The 14049-nt window shown below is 58.9% G+C and carries 14 protein-coding genes and 1 pseudogene; 12 read left to right on the top strand and 3 right to left on the bottom strand.

The annotated features are described in order from the left end of the window. The first annotated feature begins 1 nt into the window (after window position 1). The 3 genes from iolD to iolB are packed head-to-tail and all read left to right on the top strand — an operon-like array spanning window position 2 to window position 2881. Window positions 2-1840: a 3D-(3,5/4)-trihydroxycyclohexane-1,2-dione acylhydrolase (decyclizing) gene (iolD, locus tag ACOYQJ_RS09830; RefSeq protein ID WP_422905850.1), complete on the top strand. Its 1839-nt coding sequence runs from the start codon at window positions 2-4 to the stop codon at window positions 1838-1840. A gap of 1 nt (window position 1841) precedes the next feature. Next, window positions 1842-2042 carry a hypothetical protein gene (locus ACOYQJ_RS09825; RefSeq protein ID WP_422905849.1) on the top strand — a complete coding sequence of 67 codons (201 nt, stop codon included), beginning with the start codon at window positions 1842-1844 and terminating at the stop codon, window positions 2040-2042. Window positions 2043-2056: 14 nt separating this feature from the next. Further along, window positions 2057-2881, top strand: coding sequence for a 5-deoxy-glucuronate isomerase (iolB, locus tag ACOYQJ_RS09820; protein WP_422905848.1), 825 nt, complete (start codon window positions 2057-2059; stop codon window positions 2879-2881). 10 nt (window positions 2882-2891) lie between these two features. Here the strand turns inward: iolB and ACOYQJ_RS09815 are convergent, their stop codons facing one another. Then, window positions 2892-3923 carry a LacI family DNA-binding transcriptional regulator gene (locus ACOYQJ_RS09815; protein ID WP_422905847.1) on the bottom strand — a complete coding sequence of 344 codons (1032 nt, stop codon included), beginning with the start codon at window positions 3921-3923 and terminating at the stop codon, window positions 2892-2894. 54 nt (window positions 3924-3977) lie between these two features. On the opposite strand from ACOYQJ_RS09815, the gene ACOYQJ_RS09810 reads away from it, so the two are divergent. The 5 genes and pseudogenes from ACOYQJ_RS09810 (at window position 3978) to ACOYQJ_RS09790 (ending at window position 7477) form a co-directional block, all read left to right on the top strand. Beyond that, entirely contained in the window at window positions 3978-5168 is a 1191-nt protein-coding gene (locus ACOYQJ_RS09810) for a fatty acid desaturase family protein (protein ID WP_422905846.1), read from the top strand. A gap of 18 nt (window positions 5169-5186) precedes the next feature. Next, window positions 5187-5498: a MocE family 2Fe-2S type ferredoxin gene (locus ACOYQJ_RS09805; RefSeq protein ID WP_422905845.1), complete on the top strand. Its 312-nt coding sequence runs from the start codon at window positions 5187-5189 to the stop codon at window positions 5496-5498. 38 nt (window positions 5499-5536) lie between these two features. Next, window positions 5537-6337, top strand: coding sequence for a 3-methyl-2-oxobutanoate hydroxymethyltransferase (locus ACOYQJ_RS09800; RefSeq protein ID WP_422905844.1), 801 nt, complete (start codon window positions 5537-5539; stop codon window positions 6335-6337). 279 nt (window positions 6338-6616) lie between these two features. Further along, window positions 6617-7003: pseudogene (locus tag ACOYQJ_RS09795) on the top strand (Hint domain-containing protein); the annotation flags it as partial. A 6-nt stretch (window positions 7004-7009) separates the two neighbouring features. Continuing rightward, the gene (locus tag ACOYQJ_RS09790; protein WP_422905843.1) at window positions 7010-7477 is read left to right on the top strand and encodes a hypothetical protein; all 468 of its coding nucleotides are present in this window, start codon (window positions 7010-7012) and stop codon (window positions 7475-7477) included. Between the two features lie 111 nt (window positions 7478-7588). Here the strand turns inward: ACOYQJ_RS09790 and ACOYQJ_RS09785 are convergent, their stop codons facing one another. Further along, window positions 7589-8821, bottom strand: a complete 1233-nt coding sequence (locus ACOYQJ_RS09785; protein ID WP_422905842.1) for a urate hydroxylase PuuD — start codon at window positions 8819-8821, stop codon at window positions 7589-7591. A 99-nt stretch (window positions 8822-8920) separates the two neighbouring features. Between ACOYQJ_RS09785 and ACOYQJ_RS09780 the strand changes: the two genes are divergently transcribed. Continuing rightward, window positions 8921-9841 (top strand): LysR family transcriptional regulator, encoded by a 921-nt coding sequence (locus ACOYQJ_RS09780; protein WP_422905841.1) that lies wholly within the window; start codon window positions 8921-8923, stop codon window positions 9839-9841. 5 nt (window positions 9842-9846) lie between these two features. On the opposite strand, the gene uraH is transcribed toward ACOYQJ_RS09780, so the two are convergent. Further along, entirely contained in the window at window positions 9847-10200 is a 354-nt protein-coding gene (uraH, locus tag ACOYQJ_RS09775) for a hydroxyisourate hydrolase (RefSeq protein ID WP_422905840.1), read from the bottom strand. Window positions 10201-10349: 149 nt separating this feature from the next. On the opposite strand from uraH, the gene puuE reads away from it, so the two are divergent. Genes puuE through ACOYQJ_RS09760 form a run of 3 tightly spaced genes read left to right on the top strand, consistent with a single transcriptional unit; the run spans window position 10350 to window position 13724 of the window. Further along, complete coding sequence (gene puuE, locus ACOYQJ_RS09770; RefSeq protein ID WP_422905839.1) at window positions 10350-11762, top strand: allantoinase PuuE; 1413 nt, start codon at window positions 10350-10352, stop codon at window positions 11760-11762. After that, window positions 11759-12241, top strand: a complete 483-nt coding sequence (locus tag ACOYQJ_RS09765) for an ureidoglycolate lyase (RefSeq protein ID WP_422905838.1) — start codon at window positions 11759-11761, stop codon at window positions 12239-12241. The genes puuE and ACOYQJ_RS09765 overlap by 4 nt, the downstream gene beginning before the upstream one ends. Window positions 12242-12299: 58 nt before the next feature. After that, window positions 12300-13724, top strand: coding sequence for a uracil-xanthine permease family protein (locus ACOYQJ_RS09760; RefSeq protein WP_422905837.1), 1425 nt, complete (start codon window positions 12300-12302; stop codon window positions 13722-13724). Window positions 13725-14049: the final 325 nt, after the last annotated feature.

The following is a 14049-nucleotide window of genomic DNA, read 5'->3' as shown; positions in this document are numbered from 1 at the left end:
CATGACCACGAACAAGGCAACAATCCGGTTGACCGCCGCTCAGGCGATGGTGCGCTATCTGTCGGTACAGATGACCGAAGACGGCGAACGCTTCATGGCCGGCTGCTGGGGTATTTTTGGCCACGGCAACGTGGCGGGTCTTGGCGAGGCGCTGCATGGCGCCAAAGACAACTTTCCCACATGGCGCGGGCATAACGAACAGACCATGGCGCATGCGGCGCTGGCCTTTGCCAAGCAGTCGAGCCGCCGTCGGGCGATGATGGTGACATCCTCGATTGGTCCCGGGGCAACCAACATGGTCACCGCCGCCGCGCTGGCGCATGTCAACCGCCTGCCGGTGCTGTTGGTGCCGGGTGATGTCTTTGCCGGTCGCGGCCCTGATCCGGTGCTGCAGCAGGTTGAGGATTTCAACGACGGCACGGTCTCGGCCAATGATTGTTTCAAGCCTGTCAGTCGCTACTTCGACCGCATCACGCGTCCGGAACAACTGCTGACCGCCCTGCCCCGCGCCATGGCCACAATGACCGACCCGGCCGATTGCGGGCCGGTTACGTTGGCCTTTTGTCAGGACGTGCAAGCCGAGGCGTTTGACTACCCCACCGCTTTCTTTGAGCCGCGCACATGGTATCAGCGCCGCATCCGCCCGGACCAAAGCGAGTTGCAACGCGTCGTGCAGGCGATCTGCACCGCCAAGCGTCCGGTGATCATTGCCGGCGGCGGCACGCATTATTCTGGCGCCTGCGCCGAGTTGCAAAGCTTTGCCGAAGCGCATCAGATCCCCGTCGTGGAAACCCAGGCAGGCAAAAGCGCGCTGGCCTGGGATCACCCGCTGAACTTTGGCCCCGTCGGCGTCACTGGAGCCTCATCTGCCAATGCGATCTGCGAAAAGGCCGATCTGGTGCTGGGGGTCGGCACGCGCTTTCAAGACTTCACCACCGGGTCATGGGCGCTGTTCAGCAACCCCGAGGCCACTTTGGTCAGCGTCAATGTCGCCGCCTATGACGTCATGAAACACGGTGCTCTGCCGTTGCAATCCGATGCCAGAATGGCCCTTGCGGACCTGACGCAAGAGCTGGCTGGCTACCAAGCCGAAGCCCTCTCTCAGTCTCTCAAGACCGACTGGTTCGCGGCCGTCGATCCGCTCTGCGCGGCTCCCAAGGAGGCCAACGCCCTGCCCACCGACAGCCAGGTGATCGGCGCTGTGCAACGCGTAAGTGGCCCCGACACCGTGGTCATGTGCGCCGCTGGCACCATGCCGGGCGAATTGCACAAGCTGTGGAAAGCCCCCCGCCCCGGTGCCTATCACATGGAATACGGCTTTAGCTGCATGGGCTACGAGATCGCCGGCGCCATGGGGATTAAATTGGCCGCGCCGGACCGCGATGTGATCTGCATGATCGGGGATGGCAGCTATATGATGGCCAATTCCGAACTGGCCACAGCCTGCATGATGGGTGTAAAATTCACCGTGGTGCTGACCGACAACCGCGGTTTTGGCTGCATCAACCGGTTGCAGATGGGCACCGGCGGGGCCGAGTTCAACAACCTTCTCGAGCACAGCTACCACGTCAATCCGTCCAATATCGACTTTGCCGCGCACGCCGCCAGCATGGGCGCCGCAGCGGTCCATGTCAGCAGCATCGCCGAGCTTGAAGAGGCGCTGATCCGGGCGAAGTCGGCTGCTGGCCCCTTTGTCATCGTGATCGACACCGACCCCTATCCAAGCACCCCCAATGGCGGCTATTGGTGGGATGTGGCTGTCCCCGAAGTCTCTGACCGCGCCGAGGTGATGGCTGCCCGCACGGCCTATGAGGCCGCTATCAAGGACCGGGTGAATTGACATGAAACTTCTTGACGTCCAGCTGCCGTTTTTCCTGCCGCTCTGGCGACGGGTGCTGGTCGTCGCAATGTGTCTGGGCTGGGCCCTGCTTGAGCTGGTCACCGGCTCGCCCGGCTGGGCCGTTCTGTTCGGCGGCCTCGGCCTGTATTGTGCACATCAATTCTTTATCGCCTTCGATCCCAAGGATCCCGGCGACAGCTGACCGAAAGGCCCGACATGAGCGATCTTCTCCGCAAACCCACCGGCGACGGCGGCCGTGTTCACAACATTACTGTTGCAAATGCAAAAGGCCGGAAGACTCCGAACTGGGGCTATGTCGGCTTTGACCTTTACCGCCTGAAGGCCGGTGAAACTGCCAGCGATGCAACCGGCGAGAACGAGGTCATTCTGGTCATGGTCGAAGGCAAGGCCAAGGTCAGTGGTGCGGGTAAAGACTGGGGCGAGATCGGCGATCGTATGAGCGTCTTTGAAAGGACCGCCCCGCATTGCATCTACATGCCCAATGGCAGCGACTGGAGCGCCGAAGCCACCACCGACTGCGTGATCGCGATCTGCGCTGCCCCCGGGCATTCCGGCCACGCGGCCCGCTTTATCGGCCCGGATGACATCACCCTGACCCAGCGCGGCACAGGGTCCAATACCCGCTTCATCAACAATATCGCGATGGAGAACGAGGATTTCTGCGACAGCTTGCTGGTGACCGAGGTCTTTACCCCCGATGGCAACTGGTCGTCCTACCCCAGCCACCGCCACGACGAAGACGATTTTCCGCGCATTACCTATCTCGAAGAGACCTATTACCACCGTCTCAACCCCGCGGATGGGTTCGGCATCCAGCGCGTCTATACCGACGATGGCGATCTTGATGAGACCATGGCCGTCAAGAACCACGACGTCACCCTTGTCCCGCGTGGCCACCACCCTTGCGGCGCGCCCTATGGGTTCGAGATGTACTACCTCAACGTCATGGCGGGCCCCTTGCGCAAATGGCGTTTTGTCCCAGCCCCGGAAGTTGAATGGATCATGAAACGTGATGCCTGAGAGCCAAGGCTCAGAAGGATTCCGGGCAGAATAGCTGCGGCGTCAGGAAATGCTGGCCGGTGTTCCCGGCCGGGCCGTTTTTTGCAGCCAGGACCATCAGGTCGATCAAGTTGCGGCACAACTCTGCCAGCGGAGTGGCGATGACCATGTTCACGTAGCGGTCCAGCAGCGCCTTGCGGCTATCGCTGGTCAGTTCATTGACAACCAAGGCCACTTTACCGGCGGGCCGCATTTCGCGCAGCGCCGCGATTGCCCCCTCCATCCCGCCGCCCGCAACATAAATGCCGCGCAGATCCGGATGGCGGTTCAGCAGGTCCAGCGTAGCCTCGTAAGTCACTTGCCGGGTTTCAAGATTGACCAAGGTGTCGAGCATGGTGAACCCCGAAGCGAATTCCCGAAGATAGCTTTGAAAACCGGTCTCGCGCAGAATGTGCCCGTGCCAACGGTTGCCGCCGACAAAAATCGCCAGCTTGCCGGAGTCACGGACCTGAGAGAGGATCGTCCAGGCCGCGATACGCCCGACTTTCATATTGTTCAGGCCGACATAGTTCTGGCGGATGCCCTGCGCAAAATCGTTGAGCAAGGCAAAGACCGGCGTTCCTGCGCCTGTGATTGAGGTCACGATTTCCGTCAGACTGGGGTGGTTAATGGCCGAACTTGCGATCACATCGCTGGTTTCTGCCGCCTCAAGAAGCTCCTTGCCAAAATCTGCTGGGGCCTGCGACGCTGCAAATCGGATACGGCACTGGCCGCGAATATCCGTTCGGGCACGCACGGCATGCTCCAACTCGGACGCGAAGTTCTGATAAAACTCCTGCGTGCCCTTGTGCAGGACAAAGCCAAAGCGGACGCGCGGGCGCGCAGCATCGCTTTGATTGGCGGTCAGGCTGCTCATCGGATAGCCGATGCTTTGCGCAGCCTCCATCACTCTTTGAACCGTTGCATCACGCACGTTCGGGCGCCCGTTCAACACCCGGTCAACGGTGGCGACACCGACACCGGCGGCCTTGGCCAGATCTTTGAGGGTCGGTCGTTTTGCCATGGCGCCACTTTGATGTGATTTCATCATCATTCATGGAGTTATTGATGTAATTTGATGTGTTTCACAAGTCTGAACTGCCCGATTGCTGCATTGTTCGGTTATGAAATGAAGAGCAACGACGATTCGGGGGATGAGATGGGGAAACGCGATTATTCGATGCTCGGCCCTGACGCCAAGCGCGCCATGGAAACCGGTCTTGCCGCAGCAGACTGGTATCACACCGATGTGCCGCGCAAGGAAATGAAAGAGCTGATGAAACGCAGTGATGGCCCCGCGATCCGCGACACCATCATTCTGTTCGGCGCCATGATCCTCTTTGCCGGGATCGGCATCGCGCTTTGGCCGTCCTTTTGGTCGGCGCCGTTTTGGCTGGCTTATGGCGTGCTGTATGGCTCGGCCATGGACAGCCGCTGGCATGAATGTGGTCACGGCACGGCCTTCAAAACACGCAAATACAATGATTGGCTATATCAGATCGCCAGCTTTTGCATCGTCCGTAATCCCGTCACTTGGCGATGGAGCCATGCGCGGCATCACACAGACACGATCATCGTTGGCCGCGACCCCGAAATCACCGCCATGCGCCCGCCTGCCCTGTTCCGCATTTCCCTGAACTTTTTCGGGATACTTGATGCCTATAACGGCTGGAAACGAATGGTGCTGAACGCGAGCGGCAGGCTTGACCCGGACGAGGCAAGCTATATTCCCGAAGCGGAACAGCCCAAGGTCATTCGCGTTGCCCGCATCTGGGTCGTGATCTATGCCGCAACTCTTGCCTTGGCTTTTGCCATGCAGTCGATCCTGCCGTTGATGCTCATCGGCCTGCCCCGGTTTTATGGCGCATGGCACCATGTTCTTACGGGTGTTCTGCAACACGCTGGCCTCGCCGACAATGTGATCGACCACCGCCTGAACAGCCGCACCGTCTATATGAACCCGATCAGCCGGTTCATCTATTGGAACATGAACTATCACGTGGAGCACCACATGTTCCCGATGGTGCCCTATCACCAGTTGCCCGCGCTGCATGCAAGGATCAAGCACGATTTGCCGAAACCAAACCCCTCGATGCTGCACGCCTACCGCGAAGTTCTGCCGATCCTGCGTCGTCAGTTGGCCTACGAGGACGATTTCCTGACTCGGGAGCTGCCAGCCACCGCCCGCCCGTATCGCACAGATCTGCATCAAAAGGCACTAGGGGATACCACATCCGAAACACCCGCCGCGGCCGTTCCCGCGGAATAAGATCGAAGGAAAAGACACATGGCAGACTGGATTGACGCCTGCGCGGCTGACGACATCGAAGAAGAAGACCTGATCCGCTTTGATCACAACGGTCGGACCTTTGCGATCTATCATAGCCCGGATGGAGAGTTCTTTTGCACCGATGGTTTGTGCACTCACGAACAGGTACACCTCGAAGATGGGCTGGTGATGGAGTACGAAATCGAGTGCCCCAAGCACAACGCGACCTTCGACTATCGAACCGGCGAAGCCAAACGCGCCCCCGCCTGCGTGAACCTCAGCACATACAAGACAAAGCTCGAAGATGGCCGGATCTATATCGAGATCTGAACAGGTCGTGGGCCAACAACAGGCAGGGGGAACGAACAATGGGAATTGATCACCAACGGCTGACCGTCGCGGACATTCGCGCGCTCAAAGGCAAACGGCAGTTGACCATGCTCTATGTCAGCACCCCGGACGAAGCCGCCGCTGCCGCCGAAGCCGGGATCGACATTCTTTCGATCATTGATCCTCTCTGGTCCCCGGAAATGCGCGCGGCGGCAGGCAATTGTTTTGTTCAGGTCGGCCTGCTGTACGGCGAACTGGTGACCCTTGAGGATTACCAGCGGGCCGCTCATCGCGCGATGCGTGATGGTGGGGATTGCGTCTATTGCGCGTCCTCATTCGGGACGATCAAGGCGCTGTCCGCTGATGGCATTCCGGTGGTCAGCCATGTTGGCCTGATCCCATCCAAGGCCACGTGGACGGGTGGCTTCAAGGCCGTGGGCAAAACTGCGCAAAGCGCCATGCAGGTGTTTCAACACGTCAAACAGTTGGAAGAGATCGGATGTTTCGGAGCCGAACTGGAGGTTGTACCGGATCGTGTTGCAGCCGAAATTGCAAAGCGGACAAATCTGGTTCTTCTGGGGATGGGGGCCGGCGTACATGCCGATGCGCAGTATCTGTTTGCAGAGGACGTCCTTGGCTACACCCGTGGGCATAAACCGCGACATGCCAAGACCTACCGCAATTTCAGAGCTGAACTCGACCGCCTTCAAGGCGAACGCATCGCCGCGTTCAAGGAGTTCAAGCAAGACGTCTACACAGGCGCTTATCCGGCGCCTCAGCATACCGTTGCAATTGCTGACGACGAGTTGGCCCAGTTCATCGCCCAATTGGAAAGCTGACCGCCGCAAGGCGCTGCACAGCCGTCTGGGTATCCGAGATACACCTCGATTTCGACTTGGTCATGTAAATGCCCGTGGCACGCCACCGTGGCGACGGCATAATCCAATGCCGACGATGCGCATGGTCGCGTCGCAATGGCACAAAATGACCGCCCGGGTTTCCAATCCTGCTGATTTGGCTGCACTGGAGGCCACCATCGAAGGCGATCCAAGCGCTTTTTTGCAGTCGCTGCCTCGCCCGACACCACCTCGCCGACGCCCGTACCCGTTTGCTTTGCCCCTGGCACGACGATCGCCACGCCCGAGGGTGACCGCGTGGTCGAAGAGCTGCAGATCGGCGATCCGATCCTGACCGCGGACGGCCGCACAACCGACGTCAAATGGGTCGTTCGTCAGACCGTGCACAAGCTGTTCTCGCGCGAGCAAGCCTGCCCGGTCCGTTTTTTCGCTGGAGCGCTAGGCGAGGGTCTGCCATCGCGCGATCTGGTTCTGACCCGGGATCTCGCGCTGATGTTCGAAGGTCTGGCCATCAATGCCAGTGCGCTGGTCAATGGCATGACGATTACGTTCGATCCGTTTTCGAGCCTGCTGCCCGATGCGCTGCGCGAGCGGCTTGGAATTCCAAACGCGCTTGAGTTCGATATCGCGCTGTCATACACACGATAGAGTGCCGTGATCGGTGCGACGTTCCGTTTTGACGCAACCGTCGTGAAGCATCGGAGAGTAATTATTCGTATTCCTGTACTCATCCTTGCTGCCTTCGGCCTCACGGCTGTTGCGGCTCAGGCATTTGCCCAAACTAAATCGGACGTAAAGTTCGAGGCGGGCAATTACGGCACAATGGTCAACGGCACGATAATCGGCGACGAATACATTGACTACATGCTCGGCGCGAAGGCGGGGCAAGAGATGTTCGTAGAGCTGAACGTCGATGGCACCAACGGCAACGGGACCTTCTATTTCAACATCCTGCCACCGCACTCGACCGGTGAAGCGATATATGTCGGCTCGATGGATGGCAACAGCACGACGGTTACGCTGCCCAAGGATGGAGAGTATGCCATTCGTGTCTACCAGATGGGCAACGATGCCGACACCGGCAAGACCTCTGGCTTCAACATCGACATTTCGATCCAGTGAGATCGTGATTTGAGCGCAAGGGGTTTTGCGCTTTCGCGCCAGAGCAGCGTATAGAGGTCTTTTGAAATTCGGCCAAAAGCGATGTGCCTCGGGCGCATCGCCTTTGTATTTCTATTGGCTGCGAACTTCCCGCACCCAGGCAACGATTGTCTGTCGAGCCTCTTCGTCCATTTGGATGGCATTCGGCGGCGGCATGGCATGGCTCAGCCCGGCGTGCAGGTAGATCTGGCTTGCGTGCCGTGCCACATCGCCCTGCGTTTCGAGATAAACACCTTTGGGCGCCCATTGCATGTTGCCCCAGACAGGTTCACGCGCATGGCACATGGAGCAGTTGCCTACAACGGTGTCGTAGGCATCCTGAAATCCTTCTGCCGAGGCGTATTTCTGCTCATAAGCCGTCAGTTCGCGTGCTTCGGCTTCTTCCCAGGTTTCACCTGATCTCACGGTCGATAGCCACGCGATCAGGACCATCAGCAGAACCGTAACACCCCACGTCCAATGCGGTCCGGAACCGGTTTTGTGCATGGTGTTGAAGTAGTGGCGAATGGTGACACCTGTCAGGAAGATCAGACTGGCGATAATCCAGGCGTATTGGGTGCCGAAGGCCAGCGGATAGTGGTTCGACAGCATCAGGAACACGACCGGCAGGGTCAGGTAGTTGTTGTGTGTCGAGCGGACCTTGGCGATCTTCCCGTACTTCGCATCCGGTACACGTCCCGCCTTGAGGTCTTCCACGACGATCCGCTGATTGGGCATGATCTGGAAGAACACGTTGGCGGTCATGATTGTCGCAGTGAAGGCTCCCAGATGCAGCAGCGCGGCGCGGCCAGTGAAGATCTGGTTGTACCCCCAGGACATGATCACGAGGATGACGAAAAGCAGCAGCATCAGAACCGTCGGGTGTTCGCTCAGCTTGGATTTGCACATCAGATCATAGAGCAGCCAGCCGATGGTCAGCGATCCACCCGAGATAAGAACGCCCTGCCACAGGCTCAGGTCGAGCTTGGTCGGGTCAAGCAGAAACAGCTCACCACCGACCCAGTAGACGATCATGAGCAAAGCCGCACCAGAGAGCCATGTCGTGTAACTCTGCCATTTGTGCCAAGTCAGGTGCTCGGGCATTCGGGCAGGGGCGACAAGGTATTTCACCGTGTGATAAAAACCGCCGCCGTGAACCTCCCATTCCTCGCCGTAGGCACCGTCAGGCAGGGCTTCATTCGGTTTGAGCATCAGGTCGAGCGCGATGAAGTAAAACGACGCGCCGATCCAGGCCATGGCCGTGATCACATGCAGCCAACGGACGGAAAAGGCGATCCAGTCCCACAGAATTGCCAAATCATACATGGCTTTCTCCCAAGATTCGATTTCTCATGCACACTAGGCGAGAGGGGTTTGTTCTGGTATTGCCATGAAACATCAAGCAGCATCAAAAAAAACGGAACAATGTCCTACATCGACAATATCCGCACGTTCGTCCGTGTCTATGAATTGGGCAGTATGTCCGCCGCAGGGCGTGACTTGCGCATTTCTCCGGCAGTTACATCATCGCGGATATCGCAGTTGGAAGAGCATCTGGGCGTGCGCCTGTTTCAGCGCACCACGCGCAGTCTGACGCCAACCGAACAGGGACAGTCATTCTATCGCGGCGCGACGGAGATCCTTGAGGCAATCGAAAACGCCGAGGCGCAGATCGTCAACATTACCGAAAATCTCAGGGGGTCGCTTTACGTTGCGGCGCCCTTGGGGGTCGGGCGCCGCCTGATTGCCCCTCAGGTGCCGGAATTTCTTGCCGAATATCCAGAGGTCAACGTTCGGCTGAGGTTGACCGACCGCAAGGTGGACCTGACCACCGAAGGCTTGGATCTGGCGTTTTTCCTTGGCCAACCCGAGGACAGCAATCTGCGCATCCGCAAGATTGCGGATGTCGAACGGATCCTGTGTGCCTCGCCCGCCTATATCGAAAAAAGAGGGATGCCAGACAGCGGCGATGATCTTGTTTCGGACCGGCATGAATGCCTCAACCTGCGCTTTCCCGGCGCGACCGAATTCCAATGGCTGCTTTCAACGCCGTCCGGCGCCAAGCGGTTCCGGGTGTCCGGGCGCTACGAATCCGACGATGGCGATGTTCTGACGGACTGGGCGCTGGCCGGACATGGCGTCGCAATGAAACCGGTCTTTGAAATCGCGGATCATCTGCAAAACGGCAGACTGGTTCCGGTCGCTGAAAAAACGCCGCCGGAACCCATTCAGATGGCCTGCCTGTTCACGCACCGTCGCAGGCAAGACCCCAAGACGCGGCTGTTCATGGAGTTCATCATCGACCGGATCGCCACAACAATCCGCGCGACCCGTCAAGTGCGCTAAGCCGGTCAGCTGCCGCGATAGGTGGAATACCCAAAGGGCGATAGCAGCAGCGGCACATGATAATGCGATTGCTCTGACATGCCAAAGCGGATCGGGATGATGTCGAGAAAGCGCGGCTCCTCCGGAGGGGTGCCGCTCGCATCAAGATAGGCCCCGGCGTGGAAAACCAGCTCGTATTCTCCGATCGCGAATTCACCTGCTGGCAGGATTTGTTCATCCGTCCGGCCGTCGTCATTGGTGGCCAATGTCCTGAGCAGTGTGCGATCTGGGCCTTCGATCCGGAACAGTTCGATTTTCATGCCCTCCGCAGGGCATCCCCGCGCTGTGTCGAGGACATGTGTCGTCAGATAACCAGTCATTTTAGCGCCTCGTCGATGTTTGATTGTTTTCTAGGCTGATTGTGCCCCAAGAGACAAAGCCGGTCTGTCAGAAGGCTCCTTCTGGTTTTTTTTGAAAAACACATGGGATTTTATGGCTTATGCATGACCCAGGCAGAAGGATTATCCGCGTGACACGTTATCCAAGAGACATGACCGGCTACGGGCGCAAGGTTCCACAAGCGAATTGGCCCAACGGCGCAAAGATCGCTGTTCAGATCGTGCTGAACTATGAAGAAGGCAGCGAGAACAACATCCTGCATGGCGACGCCGCCTCCGAGGCGTTCCTGTCCGAGATCACAGGCGCAGCAGCCTGGCCTGGTCAGCGCCACTGGAACATGGAATCGATCTACGAATATGGCAGCCGGGCTGGCTTCTGGCGTGTGCACAGTCTGCTCAAGGATATTCCGATCACCATCTACGGTGTCGCCACCGCACTGGCCCGAGCGCCGCAGCAGCTTGCCGCGATGAAGCAGGCGGGTTGGGAAATCGCCAGTCATGGTCTGAAGTGGATCGAACACAAGGACATGAGCGTCGAGGAAGAGCGCGCGCAAATCCGCGAGGCGATCCGCCTGCATACCGAAGTCGTCGGCACCCCGCCGCGCGGCTGGTATACCGGGCGCTGTTCAATGAACACCGTCGATCTGGCCGCCGCCGAGGGCGATTTTGCCTATGTCGCGGACAGCTATGCCGACGATCTGCCCTATTGGACCCGCGCAGGTGGCAAGGATCAACTGATCATGCCGTACACGATGGATTGCAACGACATGCGCTTTGGGATCCAGGCCGGCTTTACCAACGGGGAACAGTTCGAGAGCTATCTCAAGGACAGCTTCGACATGCTTTATGCCGAAGGCGAGGCGGGCGCGCCCAAGATGCTGTCGATTGGGCTGCATTGCCGTCTGGTCGGCCGTCCGGGCCGCGCCATGGCATTGAAGCGGGCGTTGCAGCACTTCATGCAGCATGAAGGCGTATGGTTCGCAACACGTGAACAGATCGCAGATCATTGGGCAAAGGAACATCCTCCGGTGAAGGGTTTGACTCCTTCGGACATGGACAAAGCGACCTTCGTTTCCGAGTTTGGCGGCGTGTTCGAGCATAGCCCCTGGATCGCCGAGGGTGCGTTTGAACTTGAGTCGGGACCGACCCATGACAATGCCGACGGCGTTCACAATTTGCTGGCGCGCGTGTTCCGATCTGCCTCTGAGGACCAGCGCCTTGGCGTGCTGACCGCGCACCCAGATCTGGCAGGCAAACTGGCCGCAGCCGGACGTTTGACCGCCGAAAGCACAGCGGAGCAGGCAGGCGTTGGTCTTGACATGCTGACCGATGAGGAACGCGAGGCTTTCACCGAATTGAACGATACCTACACCGCGAAATTCGGCTTTCCGTTCATCATCGCCGTGAAAGACAATACCAAGGACAGCATACTTGAGGCCTTTCACCGCCGCATCGATAGCGACCGAGAGACAGAGTTCGCCGAGGCCTGCCGCCAGGTCGAGCGGATCGCGGAACTGCGCCTGCAAGAAAAGTTCGGCTCATGAGCAGAAACCTGCAAGCAGTCCCGATCACGCAAGAGGCAATCAACGGTCTGGCAGAGCTGATCGACGCGAGCGGTGAGCCGGACAAGCTCATCAATCAGGGGCTTTGCGGCAGATTTCACAACCGCGCGACGCTTGATATCGAGGGCGCACCGGGGATCAGCGTCTTTCACTCGGTGTCCTTTTCCATGCCGTTCAAAATGGAGATGATGGAGCGCCATCCACATGGGAGCCAAGCCTTTCTGCCAATGCAGGAAGGCGAGTATCTGGTGGTCCTCGCCGCGGACAATGACGGCAAGCCCGACACGCCGCGTGCCTTCATCGCGGGTGCGGGACAGGGTGTGAATATCGGTCGCAACGTCTGGCACGGTGTGCTTTGCCCGTTGTCGGATCCGGGTCTTTTCATGGTCGTTGATCGCGTCACCGACGGTCCGAACCTTGAGGAGCACTGGTTCGACACGCCTTTCACCATCAATCGATAAATTACGAGTTCGCCGGAGGAGGAACCGGCTCGCGCATCATAAGGGAGGGACAATAACAATGTCAGATGCATCCATAGGAACGCCGGAGCAGCTCCGCGATCCAAACTATACACCGCCGATCGCCAAAGCGATCCCGCTTGGTATTCAACACGTGCTGGCGATGTTCGTTTCGAACGTCACGCCAGCCATCATCGTTTGTGGGGCTGCGGGTTTCGGCTTTGGCTCGAACAGCGCTGATTTCCCGCAGATGATCTACATGATCCAGATGTCGATGTTCTTTGCGGGCATCGCGACACTGTTCCAGACCATCGGCATCGGCCCGGTGGGCGCGCGCCTGCCGATCGTGCAGGGAACGTCTTTCGCGTTCATCCCCATCATGATCCCGCTGGTCGCGGGCAAGGGCGTTGATGCCATCGCCGTGCTGATGGGGGGCATTCTGGTTGGCGGCTTGTTCCATGCCAGCCTCGGCCTTTTTATCGGCAAACTTCGCTTTGCGCTGCCGCCTCTGGTTACGGGTCTTGTGGTGACAATGATCGGCCTCGCGCTGGTCAAGGTCGGCATCCAGTATGCCGCTGGCGGTGTGCCTGCAATCGGCACGCCTGAATATGGTTCGGGTCTGAACTGGCTGATGGCCGGCACCGTGATCATCGTCACGCTGGCACTGAAATTCTTTACGCGCGGAATGTTGTCGGTCTCGGCGGTTCTGATCGGGTTGCTGGCCGGCTACGTGGTGGCCTTCATGTTCGGCCAGGTCAGCCTTGCCAGCGTTGGTCGCGCGTCCAGCTTTGCCCTGCCCAATCCGCTGCATTTCGGGCTTGAATTCAGCTTTGCCGCTATTGTCGGCTTTTGCCTCATGGGAGTGGTGTCGGCGGTTGAAACCGTGGGCGACGTTTCGGGGATCACCAAGGGTGGTGCGGGCCGCGAGGCGACGGACAAGGAAATTCAGGGGGCGACCTTTGCCGATGGTCTGGGCACTGCGGTATCCGGTCTGTTTGGCGCGCTGCCGAACACCTCGTTCAGCCAGAACGTTGGACTGATCGCCATGACCGGCGTGATGAGCCGCGGTGTTGTCACCATTGGCGCGATCTTCCTGATCCTCTGCGGACTGGTTCCCAAAGTCGGCGCGGTCATCTCTTCGGTTCCGATCGAAGTGCTGGGTGGTGGCGTGATCGTGATGTTCGGAATGGTGGTCGCGGCCGGTGTGTCGATGCTGTCAGATGTGAACTGGAACCGCCGCAACATGGTGATCTTTGCCATCGCGCTGAGCCTTGGTCTGGGTCTGCAGCTGGAGCCGGGTGCCTTGCAGTATCTTCCCGCCACGCTGAAGGTTCTGGCAACGTCGGGTATCCTGCCTGCGGCGCTGATTGCCATCGTGCTGAACCTTGTTCTGCCCGAAGATCTGGCGGATGAAGCTACCGAAGAAGTCTCTGGCGGCATGGCTGGTCACGGTCACGGCTCGATCACGCCCGATAACCACGTGTGATGATCGCTTGGTGACGTGTCTGGCGTCACCGAACAGATCGAAATGAAGCGGCGTGCCTTGGCGCGCCGCTTTTTTTGCCAAAAGGCAAGGGTTTAGGCCTTAAAGACGTTGGCTCCGCCTTGGCGGGGTTTGAGGATGGTATGAAGACCATGAGCGCGGGTGAGAAACCTTCCCCGGTCGCCACGGATCGCGGCAGGCGTTCGGCCTTGGGGCGCAATGGGATTGTTTAGTGTTGCCTCCAAACGTCCAAGGCAGTCCCCACGCGGGGTGACCGGGCAATTGTGGTGGCAATTGGTTACAGGATGAGCCTCGGTTTTCCATGCCG

It is taken from the genome of Pacificoceanicola algae, from assembly GCF_049341065.1.
Classification (GTDB): Bacteria; Pseudomonadota; Alphaproteobacteria; order Rhodobacterales; family Rhodobacteraceae; genus Pacificoceanicola.
This window is presented reverse-complemented; position numbering and strand designations above follow the sequence as displayed.

What these genes read in the sequence shown, in the direction of transcription:
- iolD (WP_422905850.1), top strand. Translation starts at nt 2, where the DNA reads ATGACCACGAACAAGGCAACAATCCGGTTGACCGCCGCTCAGGCGATG.
- ACOYQJ_RS09825 (WP_422905849.1), top strand. Translation starts at nt 1,842, where the DNA reads ATGAAACTTCTTGACGTCCAGCTGCCGTTTTTCCTGCCGCTCTGGCGA.
- iolB (WP_422905848.1), top strand. Translation starts at nt 2,057, where the DNA reads ATGAGCGATCTTCTCCGCAAACCCACCGGCGACGGCGGCCGTGTTCAC.
- ACOYQJ_RS09815 (WP_422905847.1), bottom strand. Translation starts at nt 3,923, where the DNA reads ATGGCAAAACGACCGACCCTCAAAGATCTGGCCAAGGCCGCCGGTGTC.
- ACOYQJ_RS09810 (WP_422905846.1), top strand. Translation starts at nt 3,978, where the DNA reads ATGTGTTTCACAAGTCTGAACTGCCCGATTGCTGCATTGTTCGGTTAT.
- ACOYQJ_RS09805 (WP_422905845.1), top strand. Translation starts at nt 5,187, where the DNA reads ATGGCAGACTGGATTGACGCCTGCGCGGCTGACGACATCGAAGAAGAA.
- ACOYQJ_RS09800 (WP_422905844.1), top strand. Translation starts at nt 5,537, where the DNA reads ATGGGAATTGATCACCAACGGCTGACCGTCGCGGACATTCGCGCGCTC.
- ACOYQJ_RS09785 (WP_422905842.1), bottom strand. Translation starts at nt 8,821, where the DNA reads ATGTATGATTTGGCAATTCTGTGGGACTGGATCGCCTTTTCCGTCCGT.
- ACOYQJ_RS09780 (WP_422905841.1), top strand. Translation starts at nt 8,921, where the DNA reads ATGTCCTACATCGACAATATCCGCACGTTCGTCCGTGTCTATGAATTG.
- uraH (WP_422905840.1), bottom strand. Translation starts at nt 10,200, where the DNA reads ATGACTGGTTATCTGACGACACATGTCCTCGACACAGCGCGGGGATGC.
- ACOYQJ_RS09765 (WP_422905838.1), top strand. Translation starts at nt 11,759, where the DNA reads ATGAGCAGAAACCTGCAAGCAGTCCCGATCACGCAAGAGGCAATCAAC.
- ACOYQJ_RS09760 (WP_422905837.1), top strand. Translation starts at nt 12,300, where the DNA reads ATGTCAGATGCATCCATAGGAACGCCGGAGCAGCTCCGCGATCCAAAC.